Origin of the sequence: Serratia sp. PAMC26656, from assembly GCF_016469055.2 — a bacterium.
Taxonomy (GTDB): domain Bacteria; phylum Pseudomonadota; class Gammaproteobacteria; order Enterobacterales; family Enterobacteriaceae; genus Serratia; species Serratia plymuthica.
In genome coordinates this window covers 2,092,492-2,111,968 of record NZ_CP150486.1, presented here as the reverse complement: position 1 = coordinate 2,111,968, position 19,477 = coordinate 2,092,492, and the positions used below count along the sequence as shown (strand labels likewise).

Annotated in this window: 18 protein-coding genes and 1 pseudogene; 2 read left to right on the top strand and 17 right to left on the bottom strand. The window is 55.0% G+C overall.

Features of this window, described 5'->3' with window-relative positions; genetic code table 11:
• Positions 1-143: 143 nt before the first annotated feature.
• The 16 genes and pseudogenes from JEM67_RS10810 to yceD all read right to left on the bottom strand — a co-directional run bounded on the left by JEM67_RS10810 (position 144) and on the right by yceD (position 13,824).
• Positions 144-542 carry a hypothetical protein gene (locus tag JEM67_RS10810; protein WP_199637311.1) on the bottom strand — a complete coding sequence of 133 codons (399 nt, stop codon included), beginning with the start codon at positions 540-542 and terminating at the stop codon, positions 144-146.
• A gap of 204 nt (positions 543-746) precedes the next feature.
• Entirely contained in the window at positions 747-2,180 is a 1,434-nt protein-coding gene (gene ptsG, locus JEM67_RS10805) for a PTS glucose transporter subunit IIBC (RefSeq protein WP_199637309.1), read from the bottom strand.
• 336 nt (positions 2,181-2,516) lie between these two features.
• Entirely contained in the window at positions 2,517-3,293 is a 777-nt protein-coding gene (locus tag JEM67_RS10800; protein ID WP_004943056.1) for a metal-dependent hydrolase, read from the bottom strand.
• Between the two features lie 14 nt (positions 3,294-3,307).
• On the bottom strand, positions 3,308-4,315 hold the full coding sequence (gene holB, locus JEM67_RS10795) for a DNA polymerase III subunit delta' (RefSeq protein WP_199637307.1): 1,008 nt from the start codon (positions 4,313-4,315) through the stop codon (positions 3,308-3,310).
• On the bottom strand, positions 4,315-4,950 hold the full coding sequence (gene tmk, locus JEM67_RS10790; RefSeq protein ID WP_199637305.1) for a dTMP kinase: 636 nt from the start codon (positions 4,948-4,950) through the stop codon (positions 4,315-4,317). Before tmk ends, holB begins: the two co-directional genes overlap by 1 nt.
• Positions 4,940-5,965, bottom strand: a complete 1,026-nt coding sequence (mltG, locus tag JEM67_RS10785; RefSeq protein WP_199637302.1) for an endolytic transglycosylase MltG — start codon at positions 5,963-5,965, stop codon at positions 4,940-4,942. The genes tmk and mltG overlap by 11 nt, the downstream gene beginning before the upstream one ends.
• 13 nt (positions 5,966-5,978) lie before the next feature.
• Positions 5,979-6,776: an aminodeoxychorismate lyase gene (gene pabC / locus JEM67_RS10780; RefSeq protein WP_199637300.1), complete on the bottom strand. Its 798-nt coding sequence runs from the start codon at positions 6,774-6,776 to the stop codon at positions 5,979-5,981.
• A gap of 30 nt (positions 6,777-6,806) precedes the next feature.
• Positions 6,807-7,522: pseudogene (locus tag JEM67_RS10775) on the bottom strand (SDR family oxidoreductase).
• 183 nt (positions 7,523-7,705) lie between these two features.
• A complete protein-coding gene (gene fabF / locus JEM67_RS10770; RefSeq protein WP_013812437.1) occupies positions 7,706-8,947 on the bottom strand; it encodes a beta-ketoacyl-ACP synthase II in 1,242 nt (413 codons plus the stop codon).
• Positions 8,948-9,029: 82 nt separating this feature from the next.
• Positions 9,030-9,266, bottom strand: a complete 237-nt coding sequence (gene acpP / locus JEM67_RS10765) for an acyl carrier protein (RefSeq protein ID WP_004719003.1) — start codon at positions 9,264-9,266, stop codon at positions 9,030-9,032.
• Between the two features lie 154 nt (positions 9,267-9,420).
• A complete protein-coding gene (fabG, locus tag JEM67_RS10760) occupies positions 9,421-10,155 on the bottom strand; it encodes a 3-oxoacyl-ACP reductase FabG (protein ID WP_199637298.1) in 735 nt (244 codons plus the stop codon).
• A gap of 11 nt (positions 10,156-10,166) precedes the next feature.
• Positions 10,167-11,096: an ACP S-malonyltransferase gene (fabD, locus tag JEM67_RS10755; RefSeq protein ID WP_199637296.1), complete on the bottom strand. Its 930-nt coding sequence runs from the start codon at positions 11,094-11,096 to the stop codon at positions 10,167-10,169.
• A gap of 16 nt (positions 11,097-11,112) precedes the next feature.
• The gene (locus JEM67_RS10750) at positions 11,113-12,066 is read right to left on the bottom strand and encodes a beta-ketoacyl-ACP synthase III (RefSeq protein WP_013812435.1); all 954 of its coding nucleotides are present in this window, start codon (positions 12,064-12,066) and stop codon (positions 11,113-11,115) included.
• Positions 12,067-12,072: 6 nt separating this feature from the next.
• Complete coding sequence (gene plsX, locus JEM67_RS10745; RefSeq protein WP_071880445.1) at positions 12,073-13,107, bottom strand: phosphate acyltransferase PlsX; 1,035 nt, start codon at positions 13,105-13,107, stop codon at positions 12,073-12,075.
• An 11-nt stretch (positions 13,108-13,118) separates the two neighbouring features.
• Complete coding sequence (gene rpmF, locus JEM67_RS10740; protein ID WP_004943042.1) at positions 13,119-13,286, bottom strand: 50S ribosomal protein L32; 168 nt, start codon at positions 13,284-13,286, stop codon at positions 13,119-13,121.
• Positions 13,287-13,302: 16 nt separating this feature from the next.
• The gene (gene yceD, locus JEM67_RS10735) at positions 13,303-13,824 is read right to left on the bottom strand and encodes a 23S rRNA accumulation protein YceD (RefSeq protein WP_004943040.1); all 522 of its coding nucleotides are present in this window, start codon (positions 13,822-13,824) and stop codon (positions 13,303-13,305) included.
• Positions 13,825-13,965: 141 nt separating this feature from the next.
• Between yceD and JEM67_RS10730 the strand changes: the two genes are divergently transcribed.
• The gene (locus JEM67_RS10730) at positions 13,966-14,547 is read left to right on the top strand and encodes a Maf family protein (RefSeq protein ID WP_143760030.1); all 582 of its coding nucleotides are present in this window, start codon (positions 13,966-13,968) and stop codon (positions 14,545-14,547) included.
• Between the two features lie 14 nt (positions 14,548-14,561).
• Here JEM67_RS10730 and rluC read toward each other — a convergent pair whose 3' ends face one another.
• Positions 14,562-15,524 carry a 23S rRNA pseudouridine(955/2504/2580) synthase RluC gene (gene rluC / locus JEM67_RS10725; protein ID WP_004943036.1) on the bottom strand — a complete coding sequence of 321 codons (963 nt, stop codon included), beginning with the start codon at positions 15,522-15,524 and terminating at the stop codon, positions 14,562-14,564.
• Positions 15,525-16,076: 552 nt separating this feature from the next.
• On the opposite strand from rluC, the gene rne reads away from it, so the two are divergent.
• On the top strand, positions 16,077-19,457 hold the full coding sequence (rne, locus tag JEM67_RS10720) for a ribonuclease E (protein ID WP_199637293.1): 3,381 nt from the start codon (positions 16,077-16,079) through the stop codon (positions 19,455-19,457).
• Positions 19,458-19,477 lie beyond the last annotated feature (20 nt).

Genomic DNA, 19,477 nt, shown 5'->3' with positions numbered 1-19,477 from the left:
CGGGGTTCCCGGTCGGGGCTGGTGCAAGCGGATGGCGACCATCTGTTCCACGATATGGTGGGCTTGCTCTTCTCTCCCGCGTTCACGCTGCAAGGACTGATACCACGCCTGTCGGCTGATACCCATCAACCGGCGGGCGTGCGTTATTGTGAGTCCCGGCGCTTGTGTTTGCGCGATAAGGCAGCCAACTGCTTTTTTGTCAGGGTGGCTCCGAACTCGGTATTCATCACTTTCACGACCGCTTCCAAGAACTGGGCTTTGACTTCCGATTCAGCCAGTTGCTGTTCGAGTTCTTTGATTCGCTGTTCGGGAGTCAGGGGTAACTTAGGCATATTGTCTCCGCACAGTCTGGTAGAGGGGGACGAGCGCCAGTCGAGTTGGCCATATTTACACAGCCAGTTCATGACGGTATGACTGCCCTGGATACCGTAGCGGTCTTGTGCCTGACGGTAAGTCATCTCGCCTTTTTCGACCTGTTCGACGACGGCCAATTTAAAGGATAGGGAGTAATCACGTTGCGTGCGCTTAACATACTGGTTCATCACATTTTCCTCAGTGTGCGAGTAGAATGTGTCAACGCTATTTAGGACGAATTAGGCGGGTCAGATAAAGCAAAAAGGACCGCGATTTGCGGCCTTTTTACCAATGGTAAAAAAACACCCAGAAAAATAAAAAACCATACATATCAATTGGTAATGAAATAAAAAAGGGAGGCTTTCGCCTCCCTCAAAGCTCCCCAGCCTGAATTAGTGATTACGGATGTATTCGTCCATATCGGTTTTCAGGTTGTCAGATTTGGTACCAAAGATAGCCTGAACGCCAGAGCCTGCGACAACAACGCCGGCAGCACCCAGTTTTTTCAGACCAGGCTGGTCAACCTTGCTCACGTCCGCCACGCTAACGCGCAGACGGGTGATGCAGGCATCCAGATTGGTGATGTTATCTTTACCGCCAAAGGCCTGAACCAGAGCCGCAGACATTTCAGAACCGCCCTGAGTAACCTGTTCGGAAACGGTGTCTTCACGGCCAGGCGTCTTCAGATCCAGTTTGGCAATCAGCACGCGGAAGATGGTGTAGTACACCAGACCGTAGATGATACCCACGATAGGGAACAACCAGATCTTGCTGCTGTTACCGCTCAGCACGATAAAGTCGATCAGACCGTGTGAGAAGCTGGTGCCATCACGCATACCCAACAGGATACAGATCGGGAACGCCAGGCCAGCCAGAATGGCGTGGATTGCGTACAAGATCGGCGCAACAAACATGAAGGAGAACTCGATCGGCTCGGTGATACCGGTCAGGAACGAGGTCAACGCAGCGGAGATCATGATACCGCCGACTTTAGCGCGGTTTTCCGGCTTGGCTGAATGCCAGATGGCAATAGCGGCAGCAGGCAGACCGTACATTTTGAACAGGAAGCCACCGGACAGTTTACCCGCAGTCGGGTCACCCGCCATATAACGCGGGATATCGCCGTGGAATACCTGGCCGGCCGCGTTGGTGAACTCACCGATCTGCATTTGGAACGGTACGTTCCAGATATGGTGCAGACCAAACGGCACCAGCGCACGTTCAACCACGCCGTAGATACCAAACGCCACTACCGGGTTCTGATAAGCAGCCCACTGGGAGAAGGTCTGGATAGCCGTACCGATTGGCGGCCAGATGAAGGACAGAACTACGCCCAGAACGATCGCCGCCAGGCCGGAGATAATCGGCACAAACCGCTTACCGGCAAAGAAGCCCAGGTATTCAGGCAACTGAATACGGAAGAAGCGGTTAAACATATAGGCAGCGATGGAGCCGGAGATAATCCCCCCGAGCACACCGGTATCCGCCAAGTGTTTAGCCGCAATTTCTTCAGCCGGCAGGTGCAGAACCAAAGGTGCAACCACCGCCATGGTTTTCACCATGATGCCGTAAGCCACGACCGCAGCTAACGCAGATACACCATCGTTATTGGTGAAGCCCAGGGCAACACCGATAGCGAAAATCAGCGGCATGTTGGCGAAAACTGAACCGCCGGCTTCCGCCATCACGTGAGAAACTACCGTAGGTAGCCAGCTAAAATTGGCGGAACCGACGCCCAGCAGAATACCTGCGATAGGCAATACGGAAACCGGCAGCATTAGCGACTTACCTACTTTTTGCAGGTTTGCAAATGCGTTCTTGAACATAGTTGAGTGTGCTCCTGAGTAATAGTGCTTTGCTACTTCTCGCGATTCTTCGCGCTGCAAGGGGGGGAGAAAAACCCCTGCAATTCAGGGTGTCTGAGCACCCCTTGAATTTTTACGCAGAGTAAAATAAATAGCCTGCGCAATGTTTGATGGCAGTCACGTTTCGATGAACAAAGCCGGGTATTTTTCTTAAATCGGCCATTTTTTATCAAAAAAAACAAAAAAACGCCCAGCCACCGCCATAAAACGGGTGGGAACATTACCCGTTTCAGCGATTAATTACGAGCTTAAAAAAAATCCCAACATCAATGACTACAGCTAAGCCTAGGCCAAGGATTATAGTTCGATGTGAAATAAGCGTGAAAAGTTGGCGGTGGTGGTTTCGGCCAGCGTTTCCAGGCTCACGCCCTTCAATACCGCCATGTATTCAGCCACATCACGCACGTAGGCAGGTTGGTTTTCTTTGCCGCGATGCGGCACCGGGGCAAGGTACGGCGAATCGGTTTCCACCAGAATGCGATCAAGCGGCACGTAGCGCGCCACCTCGCGCAGTTGCTCCGCATTGCGGAAGGTCAGGATGCCGGAGAAGGAAATATAGAACCCCAGATCCAGCAGCGCTTCTGCGGTGGCGATATCTTCGGTAAAACAGTGCAGCACGCCTCCGCAGTCTTGCGAATTCTCCTCACGCAGGATCGCCAGCGTATCTTCACGCGCGTCGCGAGTATGCACGATCACCGGTTTGTTCAGCGCACGACCAATGCGGATATGCTCACGGAATGACGCTTGCTGCAGCTCGAGATTGTCTTTCTGATAGAAGTAATCCAGCCCGGTTTCTCCCAGCGCCACCACCTGATCTGCCGCCGCCAAACGACGCAGCTCTGCGTAATCGTAACCGCCCTCAAGATTGAGCGGGTGGACGCCGCAGGAAAACGCCACGTCATCGCGCGGGCCGATCAACTGCGTCATGGCCTGATAACCCGGCAAAGTGGTGGCGACTGCCAGTACATAACCGACATCGCGCGCCTTGGCTTTTGCCAGGGCGTCATCCACGTTTTGATGCAGCGTTTGGTAATCCAGGCCATCAAGATGACAATGTGAATCTACTAACAACATAATAGTTAACTCTTTTACAACGAATGAGGATGATAATAGCCGGTAGCGCCGAGCATCTGCTCCCAACTGAGTAATCGTTCGGTCAGCAGCAGCTCGCGATTGACGCCGGTTACGTTAAGCAACTGATGGCGGCAGTTAAGCCATTGCTGTACCACTTGCTGCAGCGAGGTGCCGCTCAGCTGGCTGGCCAATTGCTGTACCAGCGGTTGCTGATCCTGATTAAGCACAAAGCTCGCCGCGCCCTGCTGCCACTTCATGGCATCCACCAGCAATGCACATAGCCAGTGCAGCCGCTCCGCCACGTCTTCGTGATTCAGCACCGGCAACAGCGACAGCATGTCATGCTGCGGCAAGGCGGCATTCAGTGCAGCGCACAGAGCGCCGCGCTGCTGCCAACGCTCGGGTTGCAGCAGTTGTTCGGCCGCCAGCGGCGCACCGTCATGCAGCCGCAGCGCAGTGAGGAGATCCACCGGGTTGCCCGGCACTTGCCGATTTAACCACTGCAAACTGAGCTGTTCATCCGGGCTGGCAAGATGCCAATAGAAACAGCGACTGCGCAACGTCGCCAGCAGCCGTGAAGGCTCGTGACAGCTCAACAGGAAATAGGTTTTTTCCGGCGGCTCTTCCAGCGTTTTCAACAGGGCATTGGCCGCCGCTTCAGTCAGCAGCTCCGCCTGCGGCAACCAGATAACCTTGGCGCCACCCTGCTGGGCGTGGGAATAGAGGGTTTCGATCACCTGGCGGATAGGCTCAATACCCAGGCTGCTTTTGCCCTTCTCCGGCGTCAATACGTGATAGTCCGGATGGTTGCCCGCCAGCATAAGCCGGCAGCTATGGCACTCGCCGCAGCTTTTCTCGCCGTTATGCCGTTGACAAATCAACCAGCGGCTCAGGCCATAGGCCAGCGCCTCGTCGCCATTGCCGGCGGCAGCATGCAGCAGCAGCGCATGGTGACCACGGCCTGCGGCATATTGCCCGACCAACTGACGGTAAGGCGTGTTCAGCCACGGGTACCAGTTCATTACACGCCTTCCTGCTGTAGCCATTGGCTGAGGCAACGACGAATAGCCGCCGTCACCTGTTCCAGCGATTGGGAAGCGTCGACGGTGACGATAGAATCGTCCTGCGCCGCCAACTCCAGATAGCGCGAGCGGGTGCGTTCAAAGAACGGCAGCGCTTCCTGCTCAATACGATCCAGCTCGCCGCGCGCACGGGCGCGTTGCAGGCCAACCAGCGGCGGCAGATCCAGATAAACCGTCAGGTTCGGGCGGAAATCCCCCAAAACGGTGTCACGCAGTGAAGCCATCAGTTGTTGATCTACACCACGACCGCCGCCCTGATAGGCCTGTGATGACAAATCGTGGCGATCGCCGACCACCCAGGCACCGCGCGCCAACGCCGGTTTGATGACGGTTTCTACCAGTTGCACGCGGGCTGCATACAGCATCAGCACTTCGGCTTTGATAGTCGGCAGCTCGCCGTCTATGCCGCGTTTAAACAGATCCCGCAGCTTTTCCGCCAGCGGAGTGCCGCCGGGCTCGCGAGTAAAGACAATGTCGTTAATGCCGTGCTCGCGCAGTACGTTGACCACGGTATCGCGCGCGGTGGTTTTCCCCGCGCCCTCAAGCCCTTCGATAACCACGAATTTACTTTTCATTCTTTTCCTTAAGCACCTGGCGATAGGCGCGCACCGCCTGATTATGGCTTGCCAGGTTAGTGGTAAACTGGTGGCCCCCCTTGCCGTCGGCGACAAAGTACAAATAAGGCGTCTTCGCCGGATTGGCGGCGGCTTCCAAAGAAGCCTGGCCCGGCATGGCAATCGGTGTCGGCGGCAGGCCGCTGATCACATACGTGTTGTACGGCGTCGGCGTTTCCAGATCTTTACGGGTAATATTGCCATTATAGGCGTCGCCCATGCCGTAGATCACCGTTGGGTCAGTTTGCAGGCGCATGCCAATACGCAGGCGGTTGATAAATACCGAAGCCACCTTGGTGCGCTCTTCCGGCACGGCGGTTTCCTTTTCGACTATTGAGGCCATAGTCAGCAAATCTTCCGGCGTCTTGTAGGGCAAACTGGTATCGCGGCTTTGCCAGGTGGCTTCCAGCGCCTTGATCATGCGCAGATGAGCACGCTTAAGCAACGCGATATCGCTCATGCCTGCAGTATACAGATAGGTATCCGGGTACAGGCGCCCTTCCGGATGAGAGTCCTCCGGCAGGCCCAGCGCCACGGCGATTTCCGCTTCGCTTTTGCCCGCCAGCGTATGTTTGAGGTATTTCGACTGCTGCAGCACCAGCAGCCAGTCACGCAGGCGCGAACCTTCGATAAAACGCGCGCTGAACTGTGCCTCTTTACCGCTGGCCAACAGTTTAAGCATCTGACGCACCGTCATTCCCGGCGTAAAGCGGTAAGTGCCGGCCTTGAACTCTGCCAGTTGCGGCTCCAGGCGCAGCAGCCATGGAAACCAGGCACCGTTGCGGATCAGCTTGTCGCGTACCAGCAACCCTTCCAGCGCTACCCGTCCGGTACCCGCCGGCAGTTTAAAAATGGCTTCCTGCTGGATCGCCAATGGCGTATCAGCAAAGCGTTCAACTTTCTGGTAACCCCAGCACAGCAGGGCCAATACCAGAACAACAATAATCGAAACGACCTTCAGCTTTCTTTTCTTCATCAATCAGCCATCGTTAACAGTGTGGACGCAAAAAATCATAGAGTTGGCGAGAGTGATAACGCCATGATTGCGCTGTATTTACCGGCAGCAACGGCATCAACGCGTTGCTCACCAGCACTTCTTCGGCGTCGGCAAGAGTGGCCAGCGGCTCGCTGACGTAATGCAGCGAATATTCACTGCCCGCCAGCAGCTCAATCACCCTGCGACGCATCAACCCAGCCACGCCGGCCTGGCTCAGATCGGGCGTAAATACCGCTTTTCCTTTACGCCAGAATAAATTAGCCGCACAGCATTCCACCAGCATACCCGTAGTGTCAAGCACCAGCGCCTCGTCGGCGGCCGTCTGGTCAAGATGCGCGCGGATCAACACTTGCTCCAGACGGTTCAGATGCTTAAGCCCTGCAAGCAACGGATTACGCGCCAAAGCCACTGGGCTGAGCGCCAGGCTGATGCCCTGTTCGCGCCACGACAGGTAGTGCGCGGGATAAGCGCTGCGCGAGACAATGCGCGTAGGGTTTTCACACCCCTTTGGGCTGTAACCTCGTCCGCCGCTGCCGCGCGTCAGTATCGCTTTGACCACGCCGAACGGGATAGATTCTGCCGCGCACGCCATTTCACTTTCAAGAGCGCCCCAATCAGTGAGCGGCATCATCAGCCGATGCGCCGCCTGTTGCAGGCGCTCAATATGCCAGGGAAGCAACTCGATTTTGCCGTCGATAACCCGGGCAGTGGTGAAACAGCCATCACCGAACTGCAAACCGCGATCGCTTGGCGCTAACGCATCGTGCTGTTGTCCGTTAATCCAGTACATATTTCCACACTCTCCTCGTTATGCCGGCGCTTAGCGGCAAGGCCCCTGGAAGTGGATGGCGTTAATGTGGCAACTGCGTGGCTGCTGCAACACAAAACGCATCGTTTCCCAGATCGAACGTGCGTTCAGCACGGGTTGCTCCGATTGTTCTGGTGGCTCGTCATCCAGACCACCCATTTCAAAATCCGGCGGATATAAACCCGTCACCCGAATGTTTTCCGCTGCCAGGTGGTGCGCGATGTTGTGGCAAAAGCCCCCAATCCCCTGCTTGGCCGCAAAAAATGCCGGGTGGGCACTCGACTCGGTGAACTGAGGTATGCCGCACACCGATACCATCACCATAATATCAGCCCCGGCCGAAAGCCGCAGACTGGGCAACAGTGCGCGGGTCAGTAAAATATTCCCCGTTAGCCCGGAGTTGATGGTGCTGATGACATCAGCATCGTCTTTGCTCTCCAACGCCCCCTCCAGCCATTGGGCGGCGCTCAAAACCAGAATGTCGACGGCCTGTCGTCCTGCAACAACTGATCGACAAATGCCGTAAGTGAAGCCGGAACGGCCATATCACACTGGTAGGCCTGCGCCCGTCCACCTTCGGCTCGTATGATGTTTTGAGTTTCCCTTGCGCTGCTGAGTTGTCGGGCGCAGATGTCCACGTCAACGCCCTCACGCGCCAGCCAGACCGACACGGCTTGCCCAAAATCACGCCCGCCCCCCGTAACCAACGCCCGTTTTCCGCTCAACATACACTTTCTCCTGCTTGTCTAACCATGGATTTACTCCGACTTTTGCCGGCAACCTGCCACCAGTAAAGCCTATTCCATTAGTTTTTCAGCCAAAAAAGTGCGGAACTCATTTTTTCACTTGTAAACAGCCCATAAAAAAACCCGCTCGAAAGCGGGTTTTTTTATGGGCTGTCAGCAGACACATCACACCTTGCGGAAGATCAGCGAACCGTTAGTACCGCCGAAACCGAAGGAGTTACACAGCGTATACTGCAAATCGCTTACCTGGCGCGCTTCGTGCGGAACGAAGTCCAGATCGCAACCTTCATCCGGGTTATCCAGGTTGATGGTTGGTGGAACCGCTTGATCACGCAATGCCAGCACGGTGAAGATCGATTCAATCGCGCCTGCCGCACCTAACAGGTGGCCGGTCATCGATTTGGTCGAGCTGACCATCACGCGCTTCGCATCGCTGCCAAATACCGACTTCACTGCCTGAGTTTCGGCGGTATCACCGGCCGGCGTGGAAGTGCCGTGCGCATTGATATACCCGATTTGTGACGTAGTCACACCTGCGTCAAGCAAAGCATTTTCCATTGCCAGCGCCGCGCCCGCACCGTTTTCCGGTGGCGACGTCATGTGATAGGCATCGCTGCTCATCCCAAAGCCGACAATCTCAGCGTAAATCTTGGCGCCGCGTTTCTTGGCGTGTTCGTACTCTTCCAGCACCATCATGCCGGCACCGTCACCCAGGACGAAACCGTCACGGTCTTTATCCCATGGGCGGCTGGCCGCTTGCGGGTTTTCGTTGCGGGTCGACAGCGCACGCGCTGCGCCGAAACCGCCAACGCCCAAAGGAGTACTGGCTTTCTCTGCCCCACCGGCCAGCATAACGTCGGCATCATTGTAAGCAATGATACGCGCGGCATGGCCAATGTTGTGCACACCGGACGTACATGCGGTAGCGATGGAAATACTCGGGCCACGCATACCGAACATAATAGTCAGGTGGCCTGCAATCATGTTCACGATGGTTGACGGCACAAAGAACGGACTGATTTTCCGTGGGCCACCGTTAACCAGTGAACTGTGGTTTTCTTCAATCAAACCCAGGCCGCCGATACCAGAGCCAATAGCGGCGCCAATGCGGCTGGCGTTAGCCTCGGTGATATCCAGTCCCGCATCCTGCATGGCTTGCATGCCGGCAGCGATTCCGTACTGGATGAAGGCATCCATCTTGCGCGCATCTTTGCGAGAGATGAAATCCTCAGAATTAAAATTCTTTACCAGACCAGCAAACTTGGTCGCATAGGCAGTGGTATCGAAATGGTCGATCAGGCTGATGCCACTCTGACCGGCAAGAAGAGCGTTCCACGTGGACTCTACAGTATTGCCGACAGGAGACAACATGCCCAGTCCGGTCACAACTACTCGACGCTTAGACACGTTTGTCCTCCAAGGAGGGAAAAATATGACACTAGGGATAGAAAAAACTTAGGCGGTCGAGTGACCGCCTAGATATGTTCTCTTACTGCTGGCTAGCGTTGATGAAATCAATAGCTGCCTGAACAGTAGTGATCTTCTCTGCTTCTTCGTCTGGAATCTCGGTATCGAATTCTTCTTCCAGTGCCATTACCAGTTCAACGGTGTCAAGAGAATCAGCGCCCAGATCTTCAACGAAAGAAGCGTTATTTAAAACTTCTTCCTGTTTAACACCCAGTTGCTCAACAATGATTTTCTTAACGCGTTCTTCGATAGTGCTCATACTCTTAAATTTCCTATCAAAACTCGCTTTCGCGATGGTTTTCGTAGTGTATAAAATGTTGAAAAAGATGCAACTAAATCCCGGCTGGTCAAACCACGATTTTACGCTATTTTGCGGTTTTTACCCCAAATAACGCAAATAGTTTTCGCATTTTTTAAATCATGTACATGCCGCCATTGACATGTAACGTTTCACCGGTGATGTAGCCAGCCTCATCAGAGGCTAAAAAAGCAACAGCGCTGGCGATTTCTTTAACATCCCCCAGCCGATTGGCTGGAACTGATGACAAAATGCCTGCACGTTGATCATCTGTCAACGCCCGTGTCATGTCCGTCTCAATAAAACCAGGTGCCACGACGTTGACCGTAATGCCACGCGAAGCAACTTCACGTGCCAAAGACTTACTAAAACCAATCAAACCGGCTTTAGCCGCCGCGTAATTAGCCTGCCCTGCGTTGCCCATGGTACCAACTACGGAACCGATGGTGATGATCCGGCCAAACCGCTTTTTCATCATAGCTCGCATTACCGCTTTTGACAGACGGAATACAGAAGTCAGATTGGTGTCCAGGATATCCTGCCACTCATCATCCTTCATGCGCATCAGCAGGTTATCACGCGTAATGCCGGCATTATTCACTAAAATGTCGATTTCGCCAAATTCAGCACGAATAGATGCCAGAACGCTGTCGATAGATTGAGCATCAACAACGTTCAGCGTAAACCCTTTGCCGTTTGCACCCAGATAGCTGCTGATAGCCTCAGCGCCGCTTTCACTGGTGGCGGTGCCGATCACTTTGGCGCCACGTGCCACAAACGATTCTGCAATAGCCCGGCCAATACCCCGGCTAGCGCCGGTGACCAGAACAACTTTACCTTCGAAGCTCATTATTTTCCTCTTTATTGTTCAAGCGCCGCTGACAGGCTTGCTGCGTCATTAACCGCCGCCGCCGTCAGGGTGTCAACAATACGTTTAGTCAGACCGGTCAGAACTTTACCCGGACCAACCTCTAGCAGCGACGTAACGCCCTGTGCTGCCATAAATTCTACGCTCTCGGTCCAGCGCACCGGGCTGTACAACTGGCGTACCAGCGCACTGCGGATGGCTTCTGGATCGGTTTCAGTTCGCACGTCGACGTTATTCACTACCGCTACCTGCGGCGCGCTGAAGGTAATCTCCTGCAACGCAACGGCCAGTTTGTCTGCCGCCGGCTTCATCAACGCACAATGCGAAGGCACGCTCACCGGTAACGGCAACGCGCGCTTGGCGCCCGCGGCTTTACAGGCAGCGCCTGCACGTTCAACCGCTTCTTTGTTGCCGGCGATGACAACCTGCCCCGGCGAGTTGAAGTTCACCGGGGAAACAACCTGCCCCTGAGCGGATTCTTCACAGGCTTTGGCGATAGCCTCGTTACCCAGGCCGATAATGGCGAACATCGCGCCAGTGCCTTCCGGCACCGCTTCCTGCATCAGTTTGCCGCGCAGCTCAACCAAACGGATCGCCGCCTGGAAATCCAGCACGCCCGCACACACCAGCGCCGAGTATTCACCCAGGCTGTGGCCGGCCATCATCGCAGGCGCTTTACCGCCCTGTTGCTGCCAGACGCGGAAAATCGCCACGGAAGCGGCCAGCAATGCCGGCTGCGTCTGCCAGGTTTTGTTCAGCTCTTCCGCCGGGCCTTGCTGCACCAACTGCCACAGGTCATAGCCCAAAACGGACGAAGCTTCGCTGAAAGTCTTTTCAACGATCGGAAATTGCGCAGCCAAATCGGCCAACATGCCTAGGGCCTGAGACCCCTGACCTGGGAAAACAAAAGCAAATTGCGTCATTTTTTCTTCCTGTTAATCAGAAACGGACCAGCGCCGAGCCCCAGGTAAAGCCGCCGCCAAAGGCTTCCAGCAGCACCAGTTGGCCACGCTGGATCCGCCCGTCACGCACGGCTTCATCGAACGCTGCAGGGACCGAGGCGGCAGAAGTGTTGCCGTGACGATCGAGCGTCACTACCACTTTATCCATCCCCATACCCAGTTTTTTCGCCGTCGCGCTGATAATGCGCAGGTTGGCCTGGTGTGGAACCAGCCAATCCAGTTGGTCGCGGTCCAGATTATTGGCTTGAAGCGTTTCTTCCACAATGTGAGCCAGTTCGGTAACCGCAACTTTGAATACTTCATTGCCTGCCATGGTAACGTAGGCCGGCTGCCCCGAATCCTGACGATCCTTGAACGGCAGCGTCAGCAGGCCACCGTAGGTACCATCCGCATGCAGATGGGTAGACAGGATGCCCGGCTCTTCGGACGCGCCCAACAGCACCGCACCCGCGCCATCACCGAACAGAATGATGGTACCGCGATCTTCAGGATCCAGCGTACGTGACAGCACGTCCGCGCCGATCACCAGCGCATGTTTCACCGCGCCATTCTTGACGTACTGATCGGCCACGCTCAGCGCATAGGTAAAACCGGCGCAGGCTGCGGCCAGATCGAAGGCCGCACAGTCTTTAATGCCCAACATCTGCTGCACCTGGCAAGCGGAGCTAGGGAATGCATGGCTTGAGGTGGTGGTTGCAACGACGATCAACCCGATGTCTTCTTTAGCCACACCTGCCATTTCCAGCGCTTTTTCAGCAGCATGGAAGCCCATCGTCGCCACAGTTTCATCAGCGGCAGCGATACGGCGCTCACGGATACCGGTACGCGTGACGATCCACTCGTCAGAAGTATCCACCATTTTTTCAAGGTCAGCATTGGTGCGCACTTGTACGGGTAAATAACTCCCCGTACCGAGAATCTTTGTATACATGTACGATCAGTCACTCTTAGGTAATACAGCTTCAAGGCGCGCAGCAATCCTTTCAGGGACTTGCCGCTGCACCGCCTGCACAGCCTGTTCGATTGCTACTGCAAACGCGTGTGGGTTCGCAGCGCCGTGGCTCTTGATTACGGTGCTGCGCAATCCTAACAGACATGCGCCATTATACTGGTCGGGGTTCAGGTGGCCGAACCGCTTTACCACCCGCTTTTGCAACCAACGGCCTAACAACTTTAACCACCACGCCTGCTTGCCACCGTCTCCAGATGATTTCAGCAGCGATAAAAATACTCTTACCACCCCTTCCATGGTTTTCAGGGTGACGTTACCCACAAAGCCGTCGCAGACCATTACATCGGTTTTACCGGTGAGCAGGTCATTGCCTTCCAGGTAACCAATATAATTGATTGCCGGAGTATTTTTTAGCACGGCGGCCGCTTCGCGGATATTATCCAGGCCTTTGGTCTCTTCTTCACCAATATTCAGCAACGCCACGCGAGGCTGCGCAATACCCACCACCTCTTCGGCCATCACTGCGCCCATTACCGCAAACTGCACCAGCATAGTGCTGTCGCATTCAACGTTGGCGCCCAGATCCAGCACTACGGTTTTGCCGAGCTGCTGGTTTGGGATCACGGTCATCAGCGCCGGACGTTCAATCCCGTCCAGCGGCTTAATCAGCATTTTCGCCAGCCCCATCAACGCACCGGTATTACCTGCACTGACGCAGCCCTGCGCATCACCGTTTTTGGTCAACTCCAGCGCGATGCGCATAGATGTACCACGGCTGGCGCGTATCGCTTGTGAGGGTTTGGCGTCGCCGGCAATCACTGATTCAGCGGGCACGACTTGCAAACGCTCCAGAAGAACCGGATCGGCTTTGGCAAGTAAAGGAGAGATGGCGTCGGGATCGCCGACCAGCAGGAGATGAAGCTGTAAATTAGAGGCCAGTGCCTGCAATGAAGCAGGCACTGTGACGCAGGGACCGAAGTCCCCGCCCATTGCATCTAACGCCAGGGTTAGACGAGTCAAGGTACCGCTACTTAGCCGATAACCTTGCGACCGCGGTAGAAACCGTCGGCAGTGATGTGGTGACGACGATGAGTTTCACCAGAAGTCGCATCAACAGACAATGTGGTGGTGGTCAGAGCATCGTGTGAACGACGCATGCCACGCTTGGAACGGGTTGGTTTATTTTGTTGTACGGCCATGGACCTTACTCCTTAATTACTTACGCTTTAAACTGGCTAATACGGCAAATGGATTCGGTTTCTCCGCCTCTGGAGGCAGTTTGCCAAATACCATGTCCGCTTCGGACACTTCACAGTGTTCAGATTCATGTAACGGGACGACAGGCAGTGAAAGAATAATTTCGTCTTCAATCATTGCCAACAGATCGACTTCGCCAAACTCATCGACTTCGATCGGTTCGTACGCTCCCGGTAATGCCTCAGCCTGCTCATCATTGACGACCGGGCTAAAACAATATGTTGTGTGGATATGACGTTCAAACGGGACACCACAGCGTTGGCACATCAGGGTTACCTGAACGTCCGAATGCCCTGTTATCACCGCGAGGCGTTGGTTATCAATATCGAACGATAACGAAACCTCAACATCACTGTCCACACTGACCACGGAGTCGGCAACACGTGTAACCTGCTCAGGCGCATAAGAACCAACATAGTCCAGGCGTTTCTGAGCGGTACGTACCGCATCAATGGTCAAGGGTAATTTTACCTTTTGCATAGGGCGCGCATATTAACTTTGTAACGACGTAGAGTCAAAGAAAAAGGCCGTAAAACGGCACCTTTCACCATTATTCGCTTCCTCAGCGGCGGACAGTTTAAAATGCCCACTCTATTTACGCTACGGTTTGCGAAAAAAATTATGCAAAGACTTCTCCTTGCCTCCACCTCATCTTACCGCAAGATGCTACTGGAAAAACTGCACCTGCCTTTCATTTGCGCGGCGCCGCAGGTGGATGAAACCCCGATGGCGGGGGAAAGCGCCGAGGCGCTGGTGCTGCGATTGGCCACAGCGAAAGCCCAGGCACTGGCTGCCGCCTACCCCGAACATCTGATTATCGGCTCTGATCAGGTCTGCGTGATCGAAGGAAAAATCACCGGAAAACCGCACACGGAAGAGAACGCCTGTGCACAATTGCGCCAAGCCAGCGGCCAAAAGGTCACCTTTTATACCGGGCTGGCGCTGTATAACAGCCGCAGCAAGCATCTGCAGGTACTGTGCGAACCCTTTCACGTACATTTCCGCACGCTGAGCGAGGCTGAAATTAGTGCTTACGTGCGACTTGAGCAGCCACTCAACTGCGCAGGCAGCTTTAAAAGTGAAGGATTGGGGATTGCGCTGTTCGATAAGCTGGAGGGGCGGGATCCCAATGCGTTGATCGGCATGCCGCTGATCGCACTGCTGGAAATGCTGCGGGCTGAAGGCATCAACCCGCTGGCATAGGTAAAAGGGCTGCGTTATTTGCCCTGAGACTGCTTGCGCAACACCTGCAGGCAGTGACGCAGCTCTTCATCCATCGGCGCTTCGATGCGCATCGTTTCGCCGGTACCTGGATGTTCGAAACGCAAAGCAGCCGCGTGCAAGAACAGGCGCTTGAGCCCGGTACCCGCCAGTTGGCGATCGAACTCGCGATCGCCATAACGATCGTCAAAGGCTATCGGATGCCCGGCGTGCAAAGTGTGCACACGGATCTGATGGGTGCGCCCGGTAATCGGGCTGGCTTTGACCAGCGTTGCGTGTTCAAAGCGCTCTTCCACCTTGAAGCGGGTTTCCGAAGGTTTGCCTTCGCTGTTGACGCGAACAATACGCTCGCCGCTCTGCAAAATGTTTTTCAGCAGTGGCGCCTGTACCGCTTTGCAATGTGACTGCCACTGGCCGCGCACCAGCGCCAGGTAATCTTTCTGCATCCCCTTCAAGCGCAATTGCTCGTGCAGCGAACGTAGCGCAGAGCGTTTTTTCGCCACCAGCAGCACGCCCGAGGTATCGCGATCAAGGCGGTGAACCAGTTCCAGGAAGCGGGCTTCCGGGCGAAGCGCACGCAGGCCTTCGATCACGCCAAAGCTCAGGCCGCTGCCGCCATGTACTGCCGTGCCTGATGGCTTGTTCAGCAGCAGCAGGTGATCGTCTTCATACAAGATGCAATCCGCCAGCGCAGCCACTTTATCCAGTTTGGCGGACACTGGCGCTTCTTCACGCTCGGCAACGCGCACTGGTGGAATGCGCACCACGTCGCCGGCGGCCAGTTTATATTCTGCCTTGATGCGTCCTTTATTAACCCGCACCTCGCCTTTACGCACGATGCGATAAATCATGCTCTTCGGCACGCCTTTCAGGCGGGCAAGCAAAAAGTTGTCGATTCTCTGACCGGCTTCGTCGTCAGAAATCGTGATTAATTGTACTGCAGGAATGTTCGTTTTCATGGAGCGGGATTCTAAATAGAGCGAGTAAATAGCGCCACTTCTTTTTCTGTGCTTAACTGTCTCTCTGACTGCAGACGAAACCCCAGCGAACAATAAGGCAGCAAGCCGGTTTGAACGTTTGCGATTTCTTCCACAGTTAAGGAAAAGTCACCTTGCTATAACGGTATCAGCAGTGGAATAATGCGTTTACTTTCCACGTTGATTCTCGTTAAACAGGGAAAACGGTGGGATTATAAAATTTGTCTGATGGCGCAAAAACGCAGCAATGGCGTAAGACGTAATGCGAAATCAAACAATTAGCGGGCTGCGGGTTGCAGCTTGGCCGGCAAACGGAATCAGATCTGTCGACGTAAATCAGAGGCTATTCCCCTAGTAAAAGTGCTGTTTTTCACAAAGAAATACAGGCTTACCGAGATAATGCGCCCCTATGCAGGCGACAACCGTGAGGTTGACGACTTTGCGAGAAGACACGGGGTTTTCGGTTTTAACCCGGCCATGAGGTTATTTTGCCCGCAGCTTTGTCGATAATGTAAAAATAACGAGTAAGTTAAGATGAAAAGAATGTTGATTAACGCAACTCAGCAGGAAGAGTTGCGTGTTGCCCTTGTAGATGGACAGCGGCTGTATGATTTGGACATTGAAAGCCCAGGTCATGAACAGAAAAAAGCGAATATTTACAAAGGCAAAATCACTCGTATTGAGCCAAGTCTTGAAGCAGCGTTCGTTGATTACGGTGCAGAACGACATGGTTTCCTCCCTCTTAAAGAAATCGCCCGCGAATACTTCCCAAGTAACTACTCTTCCCATGGTCGCCCGAACATCAAAGATGTGCTGCGCGAAGGCCAGGAAGTTATCGTTCAGGTTGACAAAGAAGAACGTGGTAACAAAGGCGCAGCCTTGACCACCTTCATCAGTCTGGCCGGCAGTTATCTGGTGCTTATGCCGAACAACCCGCGTGCCGGTGGCATTTCCCGCCGCATAGAGGGTGACGACCGCACCGAACTGAAAGAAGCGCTTTCCTCCCTGCAATTGCCTGATGGCATGGGCCTGATTGTGCGTACCGCAGGCGTTGGCAAATCTGCCGATGCACTGCAGTGGGACCTGTCTTTCCGTCTGAAGCATTGGGAAGCCATCAAAAAAGCCGCCGAAGGCCGCCCTGCTCCGTTCCTGATCCATCAGGAAAGCAACGTGATCGTGCGCGCCTTCCGTGACTATCTGCGCCCGGACATCGGCGAAATCCTGATCGATAACCCTAAAGTTCTCGATTTGGCAAAAGAGCACATCGCTGCTCTGGGCCGCCCGGATTTCAGCAGCAAAATCAAACTGTACAGCGGTGAAATCCCTCTGTTCAGCCATTACCAAATCGAATCTCAGATCGAATCCGCCTTCCAGCGTGAAGTTCGCTTGCCTTCCGGCGGCTCGATCGTCATCGACACTACCGAAGCGTTGACCGCCATCGACATCAACTCCGCGCGAGCAACCCGCGGTGGCGATATCGAAGAAACTGCGTTCAACACCAACCTGGAAGCGGCGGACGAAATCGCTCGCCAGTTGCGCTTGCGTGACCTTGGCGGCCTGATCGTTATCGACTTCATCGATATGACTCCAGTGCGCCACCAGCGCGAAGTAGAAAACCGCCTGCGTGACGCAGTGCGCCAAGACCGTGCGCGTATCCAGATCGGCCGCATTTCCCGCTTTGGCCTGCTTGAGATGTCGCGTCAGCGCCTCAGCCCGTCACTGGGTGAATCCAGTCATCACGTCTGCCCTCGCTGTAACGGCACCGGCACTATCCGTGATAACGAATCGCTGGCACTTTCCATTCTGCGCCTGATCGAAGAAGAAGCGCTGAAGGAAAATACCAAAGAAGTTCACGCTATCGTGCCAGTTCAGGTTGCCTCTTACTTGCTGAACGAAAAACGTGAGTCGGTGAGCGCAATCGAAAAACGTCAGGGTGGCGTGAAAGCGATCATCGTGCCGAACGATCAGATGCAAACCCCGCACTACTCCGTGCTGCGTGTGCGCAAAGGCGAAGAAACACCAACCCTGAGCTACCTGTTGCCGAAATTGCACGAAGAAGAGATGGCTCAGCCACTGGAAGATGCGCCGATGGAGCGCAAACGTCCGGAACAACCGGCTCTGGCCTCGTTCTCTCTGGCTGCTGACGCGCCGCCGCCTGCCGAAGAAGCTGTGGTGGCACAGGCCGCTACTGCCGCTGTAGTGGCCAAACCAAGCGCCCCAAGCGCTGCAAAACCAGGTCTGTTGGGCCGCCTGTTCGGTGGTTTGAAAGCGCTGTTCGCCAGTGAAGAACAACCTGTTGTTGAAGCCAAACCTGCCGTTGAAGCACCAAAGGCTGAAGGCAACGGTGAAAACCGCCGCCAGGATCGCCGTGGTCAACGCCGTCAGGGCTCTGGCCGTAAAGAACGAGGGGAACGTGGTGAGCGTAGCGATCGTGGTGAGCGTAGCGATCGTCCTGAACGTGGCGAACGCAAGGAACGCGGCGAAGGCCGTGACAATCGCGAGCGCGATAACCGTGAACCACGTGAAACACGTGAAAATCGTGAGCCGCGCGACAATCGCAGCGAAGGCCGTGAAACGCGTGAAGTGCGCGATGAACAACGCCGTAACAACCGCCGCAATGCGCCGCAGGTTGCAGCACCGGTTGTCGAGGAGCCACAGTCTGAAGAAGCCACCAAGGCACAGCGTGAAGAGCAGCAACAACGCCGTGACCAGCGTGCCGAACGCCAGCGTCGTCGTCAGGAAGAGAAGCGCCAGGCTCAGCAGGAAGTAGCTGCACTGGAAAGTGTAGAGACCAGCACCAACGTTATCAGCGATGAAGATCTGGAAGAACGCCAGCAGCAGAACATGCAGCGTCGTCAGCGTCGTCCTCTGTCGCAGAAAGTTCGCGTATTGTCTGCGGAAGAAGAACTGCATCGCGCAGCGGAAGAGCTGCTGGCCCCTAAAGCGCCAGTAGTGAAAACCCAAGACGTGAAACCGGCTCTGGAAGAAGACAGCGTTAAATTGCTGCCAGAAACCCTTGACGCACCAGCTGAAGATGACGTTCAGGGCGACAACCGCAACGGTGAAAATGGCATGCCACGCCGTTCACGCCGCTCACCACGCCATCTGCGCGTGAGCGGTCAGCGCCGTCGCCGTTACCGTGATGAGCGTTACCCTGCCCAATCGCCAATGCCGTTGGCTGGGGCTTTCGCCTCGCCGGAAATGGCGTCTGGCAAGGTATGGGTAAGTTACCCTGTAACACAAACAGCACAAGTGATTGAAGAAGCTGAAGTTCAGGCTGAAGCTACCGAAATTGCTGCCGACAACGTGATGGCACAAAAAGCTGTCAGCGTAGCCGCTCCGGTTAGCGCTGAGACTGCCGCACAAACCATCGCACCGGTAGAAACCGCTGAAGTTGTCATTGCAGAAGAAGCCCAGCCGGAAGTTGAAACTGTTGCGCCGATCATTACGGCTCAATTGGAGGAAACTGCTGCGGTGCAGCAGGCTGAGACGCCAGTAGTTGAAGAAGCAACCGTGGTTGAAGAAACTACTGCGACTGAAGCTGCCCCGGCGGTTGAAGCACCGCCTGTTGTGGAAGTGACTGCTGCTGTTGTCGAGCCTGTCGCAGCGCCAGCGCCGGTCATCGTTGAAGCCGCACCTGTCCAGGAAGTTGCCGCTCCGGTCGTTGTTGTAGAAAAAGCGCCGGTTGTTCAGCAACCAGTACAGATGCAAGTCGTGCAGGATGTGCTCTATAAACATATCGCCACAGCGCCAATGACCAAGGCCCCTGCGCCGGCTTACGAGCCGGAAGAGCAGAAAGGCAGTGATTGGCAACGCCCTTCCTTCAATTTCGAAGGTAAAGGCTCGGCGGGGGGTCATGCTGCGGTGAATCAAGCCACAGCTCCGGCTACCAAACCGCAGCCGGTTAACGAATAAGTTAATCTGCTCCGATAAAA

Excerpts from the sequence above, each read along its gene's own strand:
- JEM67_RS10810 (WP_199637311.1), bottom strand. The coding sequence starts at position 542 with ATGAACCAGTATGTTAAGCGCACGCAACGTGATTACTCCCTATCCTTT.
- ptsG (WP_199637309.1), bottom strand. The coding sequence starts at position 2,180 with ATGTTCAAGAACGCATTTGCAAACCTGCAAAAAGTAGGTAAGTCGCTA.
- JEM67_RS10800 (WP_004943056.1), bottom strand. The coding sequence starts at position 3,293 with ATGTTGTTAGTAGATTCACATTGTCATCTTGATGGCCTGGATTACCAA.
- holB (WP_199637307.1), bottom strand. The coding sequence starts at position 4,315 with ATGAACTGGTACCCGTGGCTGAACACGCCTTACCGTCAGTTGGTCGGG.
- tmk (WP_199637305.1), bottom strand. The coding sequence starts at position 4,950 with ATGAAAAGTAAATTCGTGGTTATCGAAGGGCTTGAGGGCGCGGGGAAA.
- mltG (WP_199637302.1), bottom strand. The coding sequence starts at position 5,965 with ATGAAGAAAAGAAAGCTGAAGGTCGTTTCGATTATTGTTGTTCTGGTA.
- pabC (WP_199637300.1), bottom strand. The coding sequence starts at position 6,776 with ATGTACTGGATTAACGGACAACAGCACGATGCGTTAGCGCCAAGCGAT.
- acpP (WP_004719003.1), bottom strand. The coding sequence starts at position 9,266 with ATGAGCACTATCGAAGAACGCGTTAAGAAAATCATTGTTGAGCAACTG.
- fabG (WP_199637298.1), bottom strand. The coding sequence starts at position 10,155 with ATGAGCTTCGAAGGTAAAGTTGTTCTGGTCACCGGCGCTAGCCGGGGT.
- fabD (WP_199637296.1), bottom strand. The coding sequence starts at position 11,096 with ATGACGCAATTTGCTTTTGTTTTCCCAGGTCAGGGGTCTCAGGCCCTA.
- JEM67_RS10750 (WP_013812435.1), bottom strand. The coding sequence starts at position 12,066 with ATGTATACAAAGATTCTCGGTACGGGGAGTTATTTACCCGTACAAGTG.
- rpmF (WP_004943042.1), bottom strand. The coding sequence starts at position 13,286 with ATGGCCGTACAACAAAATAAACCAACCCGTTCCAAGCGTGGCATGCGT.
- yceD (WP_004943040.1), bottom strand. The coding sequence starts at position 13,824 with ATGCAAAAGGTAAAATTACCCTTGACCATTGATGCGGTACGTACCGCT.
- JEM67_RS10730 (WP_143760030.1), top strand. The coding sequence starts at position 13,966 with ATGCAAAGACTTCTCCTTGCCTCCACCTCATCTTACCGCAAGATGCTA.
- rluC (WP_004943036.1), bottom strand. The coding sequence starts at position 15,524 with ATGAAAACGAACATTCCTGCAGTACAATTAATCACGATTTCTGACGAC.
- rne (WP_199637293.1), top strand. The coding sequence starts at position 16,077 with ATGAAAAGAATGTTGATTAACGCAACTCAGCAGGAAGAGTTGCGTGTT.